Here is a 14,376-nt window from a genome sequence, read left to right as displayed (position 1 = left end):
GGTTGAATGCGGTCTGGGGTCGATTTGGTTCACGACAATCGCAAGGCGCCCCGGTGGTTCCGGCACTGAAGGGGACCGCACTCTCTCGCCGCGTCCTAACTGTCGCGATCTGCCGACCCGTCGCTGCAAGAGGTAATCCGGCCCGTGGTCTGCTACGTGAGCTTCAGGCTCCCCTTCGGCTGGCGACATAGGCATTCCATCTCAACCGAAGTGTGAGTGAGTGAATGCGTGAGGGGAGGGGCTCGCAGCATCAGTCCGAGCCCACCACCGTTGCGGATGCGCTGGAACCTTCCAAGTCCCCGGTTGTTAGCGGCAACTATCGTGCAGACGTGTGAGTGAGCAGTGTCGATGCTGACCAGATCCGAAGCCGCCTGAGCGCGCTTTGAAAGTCGGCGCTTAGGCTGTGTAGCGTTAGGCGTTGGCGAAACATGGTCTTGGGAAGATTTCATGCCGCATGATCGAAAGACGACAGCAGAAGCAGAAGGTTCGGCGAGACGACGCCGCCGGGTTGTCGTCATAGGCGGCGGTTTCGCAGGCCTTGCCTGTGCCGGCAAGCTCGGGAATGCTGAGGTGGAATGCGTCGTCATTGACCGCCGCAACCACAATCTCTTCCAACCGCTTCTCTACCAGGTGGCCACCGCCGCCTTGTCGCCGGCAGACATAGCAGAGCCCATCAGAAAGACGCTTGCAGGCTACAAGAACATCGAAATGATCATGGCGGAAGTAGTCGGCATCGACACCGCAAAGCGGCGCGTCCTGCTCGCGGACGGGGCCGATGTACGCTACGACCAGCTCGTGATTGCGACAGGTTCCGAATACAATTACTTCGGACATGACGAGTGGCAGGCTCTGGCGCCGGGTCTCAAGACGATCCACGAGGCGCGGGAGATCAGGCATCGCCTTCTTCTGGCGTTTGAGAAAGCCGAACGAGCCGGCAGCCCCGCCGAGAAACAGGCCCTGTTGACGAGCATCATTATTGGCGGCGGCCCTACGGGCGTCGAAATGGCCGGCGCCATTTCGGAGCTCGGACGCTTCATGATCAGTAGGGACTTTCGCAACCTTCAGCCCGACCATCTCCGCGTTCTGCTGGTGGAAGCAGGGCCTCGCATTCTAGCGGCCTTTCCTGAGCATCTCTCTGCCTATGCGGCGAGGTACCTTGAAAAGGTCGGCGTGGAAGTGCGCACGGGAAGCCGGGTCGTCGACATTACAAAGGATGGCGCGAACATCGGCGGCGCCTTCATCTCGGCCGGATCGATCGTCTGGGGAGCCGGCGTGAAAGCGTCGCCAGCACATCGCTGGCTCGGCCTCTCGGGTACTGCCGGGAACCGCATTCCAGTCGATGATCATCTTCGCGTTCAAGGCTTCGAGGATGTCTATGCGCTCGGAGACACAGCCGCTTTGATCGGGACGGACGGAAAGCCCCTCCCGGCGCTTGCGCAGGTTGCCAAACAGCAAGGCATCTACCTTGGACGACAACTTCGCAAGGAACCTGTGATTAGGGGGCCGGGCTTCGTCTTCCGCAACAGAGGCAATACAGCCGTCATCGGGCGCAACGCCGCCGTTTTCGACTTCGGCCGGTGGACCCTGAAAGGAAGGCTGGCATGGCTGCTGTGGGCAATCGTACACGTCTATCTGCTTATCAACTTCGAAAAGCGGCTTCTCGTCAGCATCCAATGGATCTGGCGCTACCTCACTCGCCAACGCGGCGCGCGGATCATCGACGAGAGCGCCGGCCAGACCGCTGCCCGTGCTCCGGAAGTCAGCCCCGCAATGCAAGCGGGGAAGATTTGAAGCCGTACGGGAGCAGGAGGAGGATCAGTGGATCAGCAATCACCGCGCCGACTTGCTTGGCTCTACGCAGCCATTGTCATCATCATCGGGTTCATCATCACCATCGGCTCGATTTCCTTGTGGCAGTTGGGCGGCCGTGACGTGAACCCTGCATCCGCGATCGAACGAGGAGAGTTCGAATGACAAAGAAAAGGGATAAAGCTGCCGCGCAGATTAGGGGCGGGATCCAGTCGGGAGAGACCGGGGACATCAGGCCCGGCTTTGACCCGGCGGCTGCGCCGCTCGAAACGGATGCAGAGGCCGCCGGCCAGCCGATAACTCCCGATCAGGTCGAGATGGCACTGCATGCGCAGAACATCGGAGCCGCCGATCGTCAGCGGAATTACGACGTCGCGATGCGTGAGCCAGGAAGCGGGGCGACGGTTCCACAGACCACTCGCTCGCCTGCGTTGCGCATCTTCATTGGCACTATGGTCGTTGTTGCGATCGCGGTGGCGGTCGCGAGCTGGATTTATAGCTGACTAAATAGGTGAATGGATTTTTGTTGCATGACCAAGAAGTATTTCTTCTAACGCCCGGCAGACCGGTGGTCTCGTGACGTCCGTCCTGCCTTGCGAAGGAATCACCTTTTACCTCCGAGCTATTCAGCCTATCGCTTCGCCACCTGAGTTAGCCGGCAGGTGATTTATTTCGGCAGCAGGTTCTCGATTGTTGTCATGATTATGGTTCCCGCATCAGCTTCGCTATATTGTCGCGGTCGAACGGTATGTCGCGACCGTGAGCGCTGATATGGAGAACTATCGCAACCGGAACAGGGTCAAATGCCTTCAGATAGTCGATTGCATCGCGCATCGTCGGGAATGTCTTTTCCTCGGTGGAGTAAGCATCTCGAACGCAAGTGATCGTGGTTGCCCTCTCGCCGTATATCGCGAACGTTTCTTTGGCGCTGAAGTTCTCGCTCATGTAACCTGCTCCATGCGGCAGCAAAGCCACTGGCTCCGGTGCTAGGGCAATTTGCTGAAGTACCGCTGTCGATTAGGGCAGTCAGCTCACACTTGCCCGGGAGTGAAGAAGGCCAAGTACGCCACCGCTATGATTATTGCGACAACGAAAACAGTCAGCACGTATCTGATCATGTCTCTCGCGGCTTTTTGCTCTGTACTGCGCATACCAACTACAACATCGGTTAAGTATAGAAGTTCCTGGTCTAGGCAGTCAGTTTCTTAACGACCTCATCGACCGTCTCCCTGACGGGATAGTAACTTGGTGCGCCATCCTTCTGCGGTGCAGCAACATGGATGTGGGTGCTGTTGGCGAATTCTCGCACAGCAACAACCTGTTCCGGATTGATGTATACCATGGCGGGGTTATGGCCCGCGTATTGGAATGGCACCAGTTTCATCTTGGTCTCCTCTCGAGCGCATCTCGGGCCGAACCAGATGCGGCGCCGTTAGTTGCAGGGCTGTCGAGGAATTCCTGGTGCGGTCGGTGGCCGCAAACGCGCCAAGCAATTGCGCCTTTGCTGCCTGGCAAGGCGGGCGATCGAGGCAGGAAGCAGACAACCGGTTTGTTTGTGAACGGCTGTCTGTGCAACTTATCTCGTTCGATGCGGCTGCTACTGGCAATAGTGCGAAACGAAGAAAATGATCGGCACCAGGCGCGCTCCTAAGTCTGCTCGTGAAGCCATTCGCGGCCGCTGTCTGGGCGCGAGACGCGGATCGTCCGCGCGCATGAGCGCAAAGTGCCAGGCGGGCCCGCTCAGCACGTGTGAGAACGGCGCGATCAGCAGTCCCTTTTCCAGGAGCGGTCGAAACAACACTGGCGATAGCAACGCAACGCCGACGCTGGCCAGTGCCGCATTGGCCTTCAGTGTATGCGTAGGGTAATCGACCCTGCAAATCGCAGAGCCCGCGATAGCTCGCACCGGGCGCCCCTGAACCACGCATAGCAATCCGGATGCGGCAAGAGCTCGAAATCTGCAAGTGCATCCGGCATGATGATGGTCCGGGTTGTCAAGAGAGAAGGCGCCAGCATTGGCGTCACCTCAACGGGAGTAAGCGGATATTCGGCAGTCCTTGCCATCCGCCGCGACCGGTCCTTATGGCAACGTCGAACGCTCCACACCGTCGGGAAACCGTTTATTTCCCGGTTGACAGCTCCTCGTCTCCTCAACATCAAGAGGACCGTTTTCAGCCGCTTCAGTGACTCGCCGCTCCTTCGAAACAAGCCGTCTTGTTGACGCTAACAACTCTTTCGTTCGTTCAATCAGAGCTCGGGAAGAATTCAACTGCGCCTCAATTATAGGGTCGCCCATGAGTGCACACCGCTGATTTGCAGGCGGGAGCACTTGGTAACCCTCAGCCGTCAGCGCCTACATATTCGGTTGCCAACGATAGCAGGGATGTAGGGTCTGATCATGAAAGGTCAACTTCACCGGTCTCACAGGTAAGCAAGATCCAGCTATCGCGACTGGTGCGGCGCTCCCGCCTTGAAGCGATCGGACATCATGGCGCCAACATTGTCAGCGGTTACGTTTGACGATGAAGGCAATAAAGAAGTGATCGCGCGATTGATTATATGCTGGCGCTGATCGCCAAGGGCAGATTGAAAGAGCTTCTCGCTGAAAGGGCTTGAACTTGTTGGCGCGGTTGGCAAAACACCTGCGTCAGCATCTCTCGAACGAATGGAAGAGACTGGGAAGACTCTGCTACGGGAGAGGTTCCCGACTGGTGTGATCGACGCGGGGGTCGCCCAGTTCACAGGAGACACATGCTTGGGGTAAATGATCGCCATAAAGGTGAGACATCGCCCCAGCCTGCCCCCGAAGTGACCATTTTCGTCCGGCATCGTACGGGAACCGTAAACTGACGATCAGGTTAGCTCACTGGATCGCGGGAGAAAGCAAGTATCTTGTTGTTCGCAAAGGCTTCCTCCTAGCGATCCACCACCCCGGATGTTGGGTCGGGCGGAGGTAGTTCCTGGTCTGCTCCCAAAGCGACGCTCCGTCGCGCTGAAGCATCGCCTCCGCGCCCTACGGCTATCATCGGGGAGTGACGGCGTATGATCCTGGCTACGATATTCCAAACCAGTATGCTGAATGATGCCGAAGTTGCCCTTGTCAAAGGGTCTTTGACCACGTCAGCTCGGTGCGGCAGATCGGACCGCGGCCGGACCGGGAAGAACTGGCAGTGCGAGCGGAGGACGACGATCACTAAGCTCTAGATCTGTTTCGGCCTTCACCCTTTAAAGCTCGTGGGGGTTTGTTCGGTTCCGCACCAAACATAACCGCTGGTAATGCAGATCAAGCCATCGATTGGTATCATAAGAGGTTGTTTTCCATTGCAACGGAAAGGCTCGTCCCGTCGATGTTTCGCAATGAACTGTTGAACTCATTCTCTGAAGAACTGCAATGGTTGGAGGCCGATCTTCAGCCGGTTAAGCTCGACGTTGGAGATATCCTTGTTGAGCCTGACGCTCCCATTCAGCATGTCCACTTCATCGAGAGCGGGGTCGTTGCCGCGGTTACGACAACACCGGATGGCCGAAGCCTCGAAGTATTCAGCGTGGGCCGGGAAGGCATGACCGGTGTCTCTGTTCTCCTCGGGGCCGATAGAACGTCATGGCGGAGCTTCGTTCAAGGAGCCGGTTCCGCCTTCCGCATTCCTACATGGGCTATTCGGGAGGCGGCCGAGCGTAGCCCTTCACTCCGCGAAACGCTTCTCCGATACGCTCATTCCGTCATGGTGCAAATGGCGGAGACGGCCCTGGCTCTGGGCCACTACTCTTTGAACCAGCGCTTGGCCCGCCTCATCCTGATGAGCCACGACCGTGCCGGAAGCGAGGAACTTCTTATGACGCACGAGTTTCTGGCTATGATGCTAGGAGTTCGGCGGGCCGGCGTTTCCGAAGCCTTGGCGTTGCTCGAAGGCGAAGGCATGATCAGGTCCGCGCGCGGCAAAGTCATCGTCCGTGATCGTACCAAACTGATCAGCATGGCAGGCGGGAGTTACAATCGCCTCGCGGCGGCTCGTCCGGCCATCATGAGAGTGCCAACAGAAAACGCGTTTTCGGCGGGAACAAACCGGCAGCACTAATCGTATTTCGTCAGCCGCGCGGAGCTTGGATGGCAGCCAACTCTTCATGATGCCTCCGCGCGGTCTATCGCAAGTCCCCAACTTGAGCCCCGCCCGCGCGGGGCTCTTTTTTAATTCTACGCTGGTACGCTCGCTGACAGAGCCTTGCGACGGGTTTTGCGAATGCTAATCCTTCGAAAAGAGGTGACCGTGGCGACGTATTATTTTCACATCCGGCACGCGGATCATGTCGTCGTCGACTTCGAGGGTTCGGCCTTCCCTGATCTGACCGCGGCAAGACAAGAAGCTATCGAGACCCTCCGCGAACTGGTTCGGCATGCGCTTATGAAGAGAGGGCAAGAGATTCCGATGGGTATAGTTATCCACGATGAGCGCGGGGCATGGGCGGAAGAAATTGATATCGCCACCGCGATACCTGAGATAGTCCCTCGGCTGCGCTGATCGATGGTCAATGCTATCCATCAGCCCCTTGGTATGACTGATGCGAAGGGAATTGCAGCCAGTAGGCTGCCATTTTTCGACGTGATCTCAAAACAGTCACCGTCCGCTGACTGGCCGGCTAACATGGCTTCGCTGTCGTTCTCATCCAACCAACGTTGGTCGCTCAAGTTCCTCCGCTGGAGGGCGGAACTAACATCCTCGCTGGCAGGTTCGGTGCGTTCAACGTCGGAGAACCAGCAGCTTGAACCTCAGCACACTCCTGTTTGGCCGCAAACTCGCTAACCGCGAGCACGAAGACAAGAAACTTGGCTGGATGGAGGCTGTACCCGCCATGGGGCTGGACGGGCTTGGATCATCCTCCTACGGGCCGGAAGCTGCTCTAACGATCCTGATGCCGCTCGGGGCGCTAGGTCTCACCTATCTCGGACCGGTTATGGGCTGCATCATCGCTCTCCTCGCGATCTTGTATTTTTCATATCGTCAGACCCTCGCCGCCTATCCGACAAGCGGCGGAGCCTATGCGGTCGCCAAGGAGAATCTAGGGGAATACCCCAGCCTGCTGGCGGCCTCAGCCTTGATGATCGACTACGTATTGAATGTCGCGGTCGGCGTCTCTGCCGGCGTCGGTGCACTCGTATCCGCCGTCCCAAGCCTCCATCCGTATATCCTGCCCCTCTGCCTGCTCATCGTGGCGTTTGTCACCCTGGCCAATCTCAGAGGGACTGGCGAGGCTGGCTGGCTGTTTGCGCTTCCAACCTATCTCTTTATGGTCTGCTTCCTAGGTGTGATCGCTTACGGCCTCTTCAGGATTGTGACTGAAAGCGATCCTGCCCCTGTTGTCGCGCCACCTGCGCTTGCGGCAACCACAGGGGCGGCAGGCCTTTGGCTGCTGATGCATGCCTTCGCCAGCGGCTGCACCGCGATGACGGGAGTTGAAGCCGTCTCTAACGGTGTGGGTTCATTCAAGGCGCCCGTCATCAGGAACGCCTACATTACGCTCACGATCATTGTCGTGGTTCTGGCGCTCCTGCTTGGCGGTATCGCGACGATAGCGGCTACCTTCGAAATCGGCGCGATGAGCCAAACTGGTAACGGGTACCAGAGTGTGCTTTCGCAGTTGATCGGTGCAGTGGCAGGTTTCAACGCCTTCTACTACGTCGCCATGTGCAGCCTGCTTTGCATCCTGTGCCTGTCGGCCAATACGAGCTTCGTCGGCTTTCCTCGTATCTGCCGCATGGTAGCCGCCGATGGATACTTGCCAAAGGCTTTTGCTCAGCCGGGTCGCCGCCTGGTCTTCACGGCAGGCATCCTTTTTCTCTCAGGCTTCGCCTCGCTTCTTTTGATCGCCTTCGGCGGCATCACAGAAAGGTTGATACCTCTCTTCGCCATTGGTGCCTTCTTGACCTTCACCGTCTCTCAAACAGGAATGGTCGTTCACTGGAGGCGTCAGAAAGTAAAAAAGCCAGCGAAGCTCGCGATGAACGCCGTCGGGGCGGTGGCAACCGGCACTGCCCTGGTTGTGATCATGTTGGCAAAGTTCTTAGACGGCGCTTGGATCACATTGATCGCCGTTCCTCTCACCATCATCCTGCTACGTGCGATCAAAAGCTATTACGAGGGGTTGGATCGGGAATTGCGTCAACCCGGTCCGATTGCTGTGGAAGATGTCGACCCGCCAACGGTGCTCGTTGTGACGGAAAGCTGGAACCGCCTGAGTGAAAGGGCCATCAAGTTTGCACTGACGTTGTCCCCTGATGTCGTCGCTGTCCACCTTGTGAAGCTCGGCGGCCCGGAGAATGAGGATGGAGAGAGAGTTTTGCGTCAGCAATGGCATGCCGATGTCGAAGAACCGGTCGCTGCGAAGGGTCTCCAGCCTCCGCGCCTGATGCTTATTCCGGCACCTTATCGAGAACTGCATGAACCCCTTCTTCGATTGATCGAGAAGCTTGATGCGGATGCGCCTGAGCGTCAGGTGGCGGTTCTCATTCCCGAGACGGTCAAGGAGCGATGGTGGCAAAAGATACTTCACATGAACCGTGCCGGTCATCTCAGAAAGCAGCTTTTGAAGTTCGGCGGTCCCAGGCTAACGGTCGTGACGGTGCCATGGCGCTTGTCGCGGCAAGAGGGATGAGGACATGTCACGTGACGCTGACCGCAATAAGCGACGGACACTTTTACCGATCTATATCGTGCTCGCAGTCAATCTTCTGATCGTCGGACTTTACATGCTCGGTGTGTTCGCCTGACATCGAAGATTGGGCGCCAGTTAAATCACCGGCTGCTGGGAAGAAGCCGTCAAGGCCGCGCTCGGCGGCGCGGCCACCACGTTGTTCGCCCCGATCATCGAGCAGCTTGTCAATGTACGCTCAAGGGCACCGAATACGAAGGAACAGCAGAAGAGGCAGCTCTCGCGAAGCTGATTTGCGCAAGAGTTCGGCAACTCGCGGCAGCTATTTTTGAACGTGGCGCGGGGCTATTCCGGTTCAGCCGACCTGCTGCACAGAAAGGGTGCCCACCGCGAGCGGCTTGATCAAGGACTTCGCGGAAACCGCCGGGTCAAGCCAATCTGCCCAGGAGCCGCGTTCGAGGATGACGATCTGCCGGTCGTGATACGGCGCAATGTCCGGCCCCGGCTCCATCGTCAGCATAGTGAAGGCTTGGCCGACCTCCGGCGTTTCGCGCCAGATGCCGGCGATGCAGAAGATCGGCTCGTCCTTCTTCGTGAACAGCCACTTGTCCTTGCGCTTCTTTTTCGGATCCTTCGGATCGGTGAACTCGTAAAAGCCATCGGCAACGATCAGGCAGCGATTGGAAGTGAACTCCCGACCTTCCGACCGGAAATTATAAACCGGCCGTTTGTTCGGTCCGGGCCAGCTCCAACGCCGCTGCACGAGCTCGGCTTCATCGCGGGCTCCGTCGATCGTCCTGACGATCGGGCCGATATCTGTGATCTTGATGTCCTCTCGCGCTTCGAGGTTCGGCGCGCCTTCACCGAAACGGATCTTGATCTTTAGATCGGCGAAGTCCTCGACAACCGAGGCGATATCCACCATCAACCGGTAATCATTGCACATTGCTCTTCCCTTCGAGGGTGGTCTCATAGACTCGCGACCAAGCCGCTGCAGGTGCAATATATGCTCGGTTTGTATGCGCTCCAGCAGGACGAGCAGTTCCTCGGCATCCCTTGTTGGAAGGCGGAGCGTGACGATTTTTTTGAGAAGCCCAGTTTGCCGCGCGACGATGGCGGCACCATCTCGAACGTGTCGCATGACCATTTGAAGTTCAGTCTCACCGGCGCGCATTCGGGGAGATTAGCAGTTTTCGGCTAACCGCACACGATTATCCATCAGCCGCTCAACGAGCGTCGCGTCATCGTTAGGCGCATGACCGCGATGTAGAGATAGTGGAACTGCCTTGGGGATTGCGCCCACGCGACGGCAGTCCGCGCGGTGAACCGCATCCGTTCGGAAGGCCGGCAGATGTGGTCCTGACACGCGACCAGCGCATGGGTTGGCTCAACGGACTTGTCCCCAAAGAGGAAATCCTGCAGCCATCGCCGGCCGGGACCTTCCGGGTTAAGCGCGATGCACGCGCGCCTGCCCAGCCCGACGCTGGCGATCTAAAGCGCCAATCTCAGCTGCGGCTCCGTTCCGGCGGCGCGCCTTTCGAGCGACGACAGCGAGACGCCGAGCAGGCGGATGCCTTTGCGCGGCGGAAAAATCGGCGCCAGCAGCAGGCCGACGATCTCCTCCAGGTCGGCGATCGCGGCCAGAGGACTGGGAACAGTCTTGCTACGGGTGATCTGATTGAAGTCGGCATATTTGACCTTGAGCGTCACCGTCTTGGCGCCGATTCCGTTGGCCTCGCAATAGCCCCACACCTTTCCAATCAACGGCTGCAGCCCTTCACGGGCCGGCTCAAAGGCATGGAGGTCCTGCGAAAACGTGTCTTCGGCGCCGACGGATTTGCGCACCCGGTTCGGCTTGACCTGGCGCTCGTCGGTACCGCGGGCAATGCCATAGAAGTAGGGTCCGGACTTCCCGAAATGCTCCACCAGGAAGTCGAGCGTCTTCCCTTTGAGATCGGCGCCGTTGTCGATTCCGAGCCGGTGCATCTTTTCCGCCGTGGCAGGGCCGACGCCGTGAAATTTCTTGACGGGAAGGGACTCGACGAAGGCTGGTCCGTTCCTCGGGGTGATAACGGCTTGGCCGTTCGGCTTGTTCAGATCGCTCGCCATCTTGGCTAGGAACTTGTTGTAGGAAATCCCGGCCGACGCATTGAGGCCGGTGACTTGCTTGATCCTCGCGCGGATCTCCGACGCGATCTCCGTGGCAATCGCGATGCCTCTGAGATTGTCGGTGACATCGAGATAGGCCTCGTCGAGCGACAGCGGCTCGATCATCGGCGTATATTCGGCAAAGATCTCGCGGATCTGCTGCGACACCGCCTTATAAACATCGAAGCGCGGCGGCACGAAGATCAGGTCTGGGCACTTTCGCTTCGCCGTCACCGACGGCATCGCCGAGTGGACGCCGAATTTGCGGGCCTCGTAGCTCGCTGCGGCCACGACGCCGCGGGCGGCCGATCCGCCCACCGCAACCGGCCTACCGCGCAGTTCCGGATTATCGCGCTGCTCGACCGACGCATAAAACGCGTCCATGTCGACGTGGATGATTTTTCGGACGGGGGTCGAACTCATGTCGTTCATGGCGGATTCAGCGATCGCGATGGCGTCGGCAGATGATGTGCGCGGAAACAAAAACAGAACATAGCAGGCTTTGGCGCGATATCAACATTTGAGGGGGCGTCCGGGCCTGCTGTCGAAACTACCAGCCGCCGGCCGCGTTCTCATTTGAGGAAAGCAACATCAGGAGATCTTAATGGCCGATGACAGCACCACGACGATCACAGCCACGTTCGAAACCCGAGAAGCAGCTGATCTCGCCGTCGAACATCTTGTTCAGCAGCACGGCATATCCAGACCAGACATTTTCATCCAGTCGGCGAGCAACCGGAATAGCGCCGGCGCGGCGCCCTCGGGCGGCGATGCCTCGCATGGCGGAGGCGCGCGTCAGGACGCACCGCTGGAAGGCGAGATCGTCGTTTCGGCGGATATCGCTTCCAGCCAAGTCGCCGCCGTCCAGCGCAGTCTCGGGGACGCCGGCGCGCTGAGGGTCTCACAGCGATAAGCGGTGAAGGACGCTTGCGCCGGTGCGCGTTGATAGGAGTTCGAGTTTCATGGCCGACAATCTCTCGAAATACCGGGCCAAGCGCGATTTCAAGAAAACCAGCGAACCCAGCGGTGAGACGCGCGTCAAACCGTCGAACCGGCGCCGATTCGTGATCCAGAAGCACGATGCCACACGGCTGCACTATGATCTCAGGCTCGAGCTCGACGGTGTGTTCAAATCCTGGGCGGTGACCAAGGGGCCATCGCTCGATCCGCATGACAAGCGGCTGGCTGTCGAGGTCGAGGATCATCCGCTCGACTACGGTGACTTTGAAGGCACGATCCCGAAAGGCCAGTATGGCGGCGGCACGGTGATGTTGTGGGACCGCGGCTATTGGGAGCCGGAGGGCAGCAAGTCTCCGGAAGAAGCCTTGAGGAAGGGCGATTTCAAGTTCACGCTCGAGGGCAAGCGGCTGCACGGCAGCTTCGTGCTGGTGCGAATGCGCAATGACCGCGATGGCGGCAAGCGGACGAACTGGCTGCTGATCAAACATCATGACGATCATTCGGTCGACGAAAACGGTGCGGCCGTCCTGGAGGAGAACGCGACCTCGGTCGCTTCCGGCCGCAGCATGGATGAAATCGCCGAAGGCAAGGGGCGCAAGCCGCGACCGTTCATGATGGCGAACGCGGACGTGGAGGCGGATGCCGTCTGGGACAGCAAGCATGGCCTGGCCGCCGCCGAACGCAAGAAGAGGTCCAGCAAGGATCTCGCGACATCCACCTTGGTCGACCTGCCGGATTTCATCGAGCCGCAGCTTTGCGACAGGCTCGATCGCCCGCCGGCCGGCGACGACTGGCTTCACGAAATCAAGTTCGACGGTTATCGCATCCAGATGCGGGTCGCCGATGGGACGGCGACGCTGAAGACACGCAAGGGTCTCGACTGGACTGGGAAGTATCCTGCGATCGCCGATGTGGCATCCGAACTGACCGATTGTATCATCGATGGCGAGATATGCGCGCTCGACCAGAATGGCGCTCCCGATTTTGCCGCACTTCAGGCGGCTCTTTCGGAAGGCAAGACCGGTGAGCTCGTCTATTTCGCGTTCGACCTGCTGTTCGACGGCGGCGAGGACCTGCGGTCGATGCGCCTGGTCGAGCGGAAGCAGCGGCTACAAAACCTTCTGACCGCTGCCGGCGACGATCCCCGCATCCGCTATGTCGAACATTTCGAATCCGGTGGCGACGCCGTGCTCCGCTCCGCCTGCAAGCTGCACCTCGAGGGCGTCATCTCCAAGCAGATGGATGCACCCTATCAGTCCGGGCGCACCGACAGCTGGGCGAAGTCGAAATGTCGGGCCGGGCACGAGGTGGTGATCGGAGGTTATGCCAAGACCAACGGCAGATTCCGATCCCTGCTGGCCGGGGTGCACCGCGGCGATCACTTTGTCTATGTCGGGCGTGTCGGAACCGGCTATGGCGTGAAAAAAGTCGAGATGCTGCTGCCGAAACTGAAGGCTCTCGAAACGGCGAGGTCGCCATTTACCGGTATCGGTGCTCCGAAGAAGGAAGCCGAAGTTGTCTGGGTGAAGCCCGAGCTTGTCGCCGAGATCGAATTTGAAGGTTGGACCGCGGACGGCCTCGTCCGCCAGGCTGCCTTCAAGGGGCTGCGCGAGGACAAGCCGGCCAAAGAGGTCGAGGCCGAAAAGCCGGCGCCGCCTGCCAAGACTGAAACCGCTGAACCTGCCGCAGGCGCCAAACATAGGCCTGTCCGCCGCAAAGGGGCGAAGGCCGAGGTCATGGGGGTGCTGATTTCCAATCCCGACAAGCCGCTTTGGCCGGACGCCGGCGACGGCGAGCCAGTCACAAAGGAGGACCTTGCGCGCTACCATGAAGCCGTCGGCGCCTGGTTGATCGATCACATCAAGGGCCGGCCCTGCTCGATCATCCGAGCGCCCGACGGCATTGGCGGCGAGCAGTTCTTTCAGCGCCATGCGATGCCCGGCACCTCTAACCTCCTCGAGCTTGTGAAGGTCTTCGGCGACAAGAAGCCTTACCTGCAGATCGATCGGATTGAGGGGCTGGCGGCGATCGCCCAGATCGGCGGTGTCGAGCTGCATCCGTGGAATTGTGAGCCGGGCAAACCGGAGGTGCCCGGCCGTTTGGTGTTCGACCTTGATCCTGGTCCGGACGTGCCGTTTGCGACCGTGGTGGCGGCCGCCCGCGAGATGCGCGACCGGCTCGACGAGCTCGGCCTTGTCAGCTTCTGCAAGACGACGGGCGGCAAGGGCCTGCATGTCGTCACCCCGCTTGCCGTGAACAAACGCAAGCCTCTCTCATGGGCGGAGGCCAAGGGTTTCGCGCATAATGTTTGCCAGCAGATGGCGCGTGACAATCCCGACCTCTATCTGATCAAGATGACCAAGAGCCTTCGCGGCGGCAGGATTTTCCTCGACTATCTCCGCAACGATCGGATGGCGACGGCCGTCGCACCGCTTTCACCGCGCGCCCGTGCCGGCGCTACCGTGTCGATGCCACTCACCTGGGCGCAGGTGAAGTCCGATCTCGACCCGAAGCGGTTTACGCTTCGAACTGTGCCGGCGCTGCTTGCCAAAAGCTCCGCCTGGCAGGACTATTGCGACGGCGAGCGGCCGCTTGAGCAAGCAATCAAGCGCTTCGGAAGATCGCGACGGGCAGCGTAGACTGATAGGATCACGTCGTGTCCGATAAATATAAAATCTCCGGACCGCGCGGAGCATTACTCGATGGCAGCGCACCAAAGCTCCGCACGAACCACTTCGGGATCAGATCAAACGCTGCGAGGGCATCTACGTGAAGCGCATAGCCATTCCTACGATCGTGAACCAACCCAGCTGC

At 59.2% G+C, this 14,376-nt stretch carries 12 protein-coding genes and 2 pseudogenes; 9 read left to right on the top strand and 5 right to left on the bottom strand.

Annotated elements, in window-relative coordinates:
- Positions 1–447 precede the first annotated feature (447 nt).
- From ATY77_RS19160 to ATY77_RS19155, 3 genes are read left to right on the top strand one after another with little or no spacing between them, the layout of a single operon-like run.
- The gene (locus tag ATY77_RS19160; protein ID WP_088688579.1) at positions 448–1,791 is read left to right on the top strand and encodes an NAD(P)/FAD-dependent oxidoreductase; all 1,344 of its coding nucleotides are present in this window, start codon (positions 448–450) and stop codon (positions 1,789–1,791) included.
- A 27-nt stretch (positions 1,792–1,818) separates the two neighbouring features.
- Positions 1,819–1,974, top strand: coding sequence for a hypothetical protein (locus ATY77_RS32930; RefSeq protein WP_190237664.1), 156 nt, complete (start codon positions 1,819–1,821; stop codon positions 1,972–1,974).
- Positions 1,971–2,312, top strand: coding sequence for a hypothetical protein (locus ATY77_RS19155; protein ID WP_088688578.1), 342 nt, complete (start codon positions 1,971–1,973; stop codon positions 2,310–2,312). Before ATY77_RS32930 ends, ATY77_RS19155 begins: the two co-directional genes overlap by 4 nt.
- Before the next feature lie 199 nt (positions 2,313–2,511).
- Here ATY77_RS19155 and ATY77_RS19150 read toward each other — a convergent pair whose 3' ends face one another.
- The 3 genes and pseudogenes from ATY77_RS19150 to ATY77_RS33250 form a co-directional block, all read right to left on the bottom strand.
- Entirely contained in the window at positions 2,512–2,754 is a 243-nt protein-coding gene (locus tag ATY77_RS19150) for a hypothetical protein (protein WP_088688577.1), read from the bottom strand.
- 244 nt (positions 2,755–2,998) lie between these two features.
- The gene (locus tag ATY77_RS19145) at positions 2,999–3,193 is read right to left on the bottom strand and encodes a hypothetical protein (RefSeq protein WP_088678318.1); all 195 of its coding nucleotides are present in this window, start codon (positions 3,191–3,193) and stop codon (positions 2,999–3,001) included.
- Positions 3,194–3,406: 213 nt separating this feature from the next.
- Positions 3,407–3,911 (bottom strand): annotated as a pseudogene (locus tag ATY77_RS33250) (LysR substrate-binding domain-containing protein); the annotation flags it as partial.
- Positions 3,912–5,156: 1,245 nt separating this feature from the next.
- Here ATY77_RS33250 and ATY77_RS19135 point away from each other — a divergent pair.
- The 3 genes from ATY77_RS19135 (at position 5,157) to ATY77_RS19120 (ending at position 8,457) form a co-directional block, all read left to right on the top strand.
- Entirely contained in the window at positions 5,157–5,885 is a 729-nt protein-coding gene (locus tag ATY77_RS19135) for a Crp/Fnr family transcriptional regulator (RefSeq protein WP_088688576.1), read from the top strand.
- Between the two features lie 189 nt (positions 5,886–6,074).
- Positions 6,075–6,326 (top strand): hypothetical protein, encoded by a 252-nt coding sequence (locus ATY77_RS19130; RefSeq protein WP_141103954.1) that lies wholly within the window; start codon positions 6,075–6,077, stop codon positions 6,324–6,326.
- Between the two features lie 241 nt (positions 6,327–6,567).
- Complete coding sequence (locus ATY77_RS19120; protein ID WP_245314376.1) at positions 6,568–8,457, top strand: APC family permease; 1,890 nt, start codon at positions 6,568–6,570, stop codon at positions 8,455–8,457.
- Positions 8,458–8,809: 352 nt separating this feature from the next.
- Here the strand turns inward: ATY77_RS19120 and ATY77_RS19115 are convergent, their stop codons facing one another.
- Positions 8,810–9,400: an SOS response-associated peptidase gene (locus tag ATY77_RS19115; protein WP_088688574.1), complete on the bottom strand. Its 591-nt coding sequence runs from the start codon at positions 9,398–9,400 to the stop codon at positions 8,810–8,812.
- 264 nt (positions 9,401–9,664) lie between these two features.
- Here ATY77_RS19115 and ATY77_RS33245 point away from each other — a divergent pair.
- Positions 9,665–9,933 (top strand): annotated as a pseudogene (locus tag ATY77_RS33245) (hypothetical protein); the annotation flags it as partial.
- A gap of 12 nt (positions 9,934–9,945) precedes the next feature.
- On the opposite strand, the gene dinB reads toward ATY77_RS33245, so the two are convergent.
- Complete coding sequence (gene dinB, locus ATY77_RS19100; protein WP_088688614.1) at positions 9,946–11,034, bottom strand: DNA polymerase IV; 1,089 nt, start codon at positions 11,032–11,034, stop codon at positions 9,946–9,948.
- A gap of 172 nt (positions 11,035–11,206) precedes the next feature.
- Between dinB and ATY77_RS19095 the strand changes: the two genes are divergently transcribed.
- Together ATY77_RS19095 and ligD are read left to right on the top strand one after the other, a co-directional pair.
- A complete protein-coding gene (locus tag ATY77_RS19095) occupies positions 11,207–11,515 on the top strand; it encodes a hypothetical protein (RefSeq protein WP_088688572.1) in 309 nt (102 codons plus the stop codon).
- Positions 11,516–11,564: 49 nt separating this feature from the next.
- The gene (gene ligD / locus ATY77_RS19090; RefSeq protein WP_088688571.1) at positions 11,565–14,201 is read left to right on the top strand and encodes a DNA ligase D; all 2,637 of its coding nucleotides are present in this window, start codon (positions 11,565–11,567) and stop codon (positions 14,199–14,201) included.
- Positions 14,202–14,376: the final 175 nt, after the last annotated feature.

Source organism: Rhizobium sp. R634, from assembly GCF_002211305.1.
Lineage (GTDB): Bacteria > Pseudomonadota > Alphaproteobacteria > Rhizobiales > Rhizobiaceae > Rhizobium.
The sequence above is the reverse complement of the archived record's forward strand: the minus strand, read 5'-3'. Positions and strand labels throughout refer to the sequence as shown.

What these genes read in the sequence shown, in the direction of transcription:
- ATY77_RS19160 (WP_088688579.1), top strand. Translation starts at nt 448, where the DNA reads ATGCCGCATGATCGAAAGACGACAGCAGAAGCAGAAGGTTCGGCGAGA.
- ATY77_RS19155 (WP_088688578.1), top strand. Translation starts at nt 1,971, where the DNA reads ATGACAAAGAAAAGGGATAAAGCTGCCGCGCAGATTAGGGGCGGGATC.
- ATY77_RS19150 (WP_088688577.1), bottom strand. Translation starts at nt 2,754, where the DNA reads ATGAGCGAGAACTTCAGCGCCAAAGAAACGTTCGCGATATACGGCGAG.
- ATY77_RS19145 (WP_088678318.1), bottom strand. Translation starts at nt 3,193, where the DNA reads ATGAAACTGGTGCCATTCCAATACGCGGGCCATAACCCCGCCATGGTA.
- ATY77_RS19135 (WP_088688576.1), top strand. Translation starts at nt 5,157, where the DNA reads ATGTTTCGCAATGAACTGTTGAACTCATTCTCTGAAGAACTGCAATGG.
- ATY77_RS19115 (WP_088688574.1), bottom strand. Translation starts at nt 9,400, where the DNA reads ATGTGCAATGATTACCGGTTGATGGTGGATATCGCCTCGGTTGTCGAG.
- dinB (WP_088688614.1), bottom strand. Translation starts at nt 11,034, where the DNA reads ATGAACGACATGAGTTCGACCCCCGTCCGAAAAATCATCCACGTCGAC.
- ATY77_RS19095 (WP_088688572.1), top strand. Translation starts at nt 11,207, where the DNA reads ATGGCCGATGACAGCACCACGACGATCACAGCCACGTTCGAAACCCGA.
- ligD (WP_088688571.1), top strand. Translation starts at nt 11,565, where the DNA reads ATGGCCGACAATCTCTCGAAATACCGGGCCAAGCGCGATTTCAAGAAA.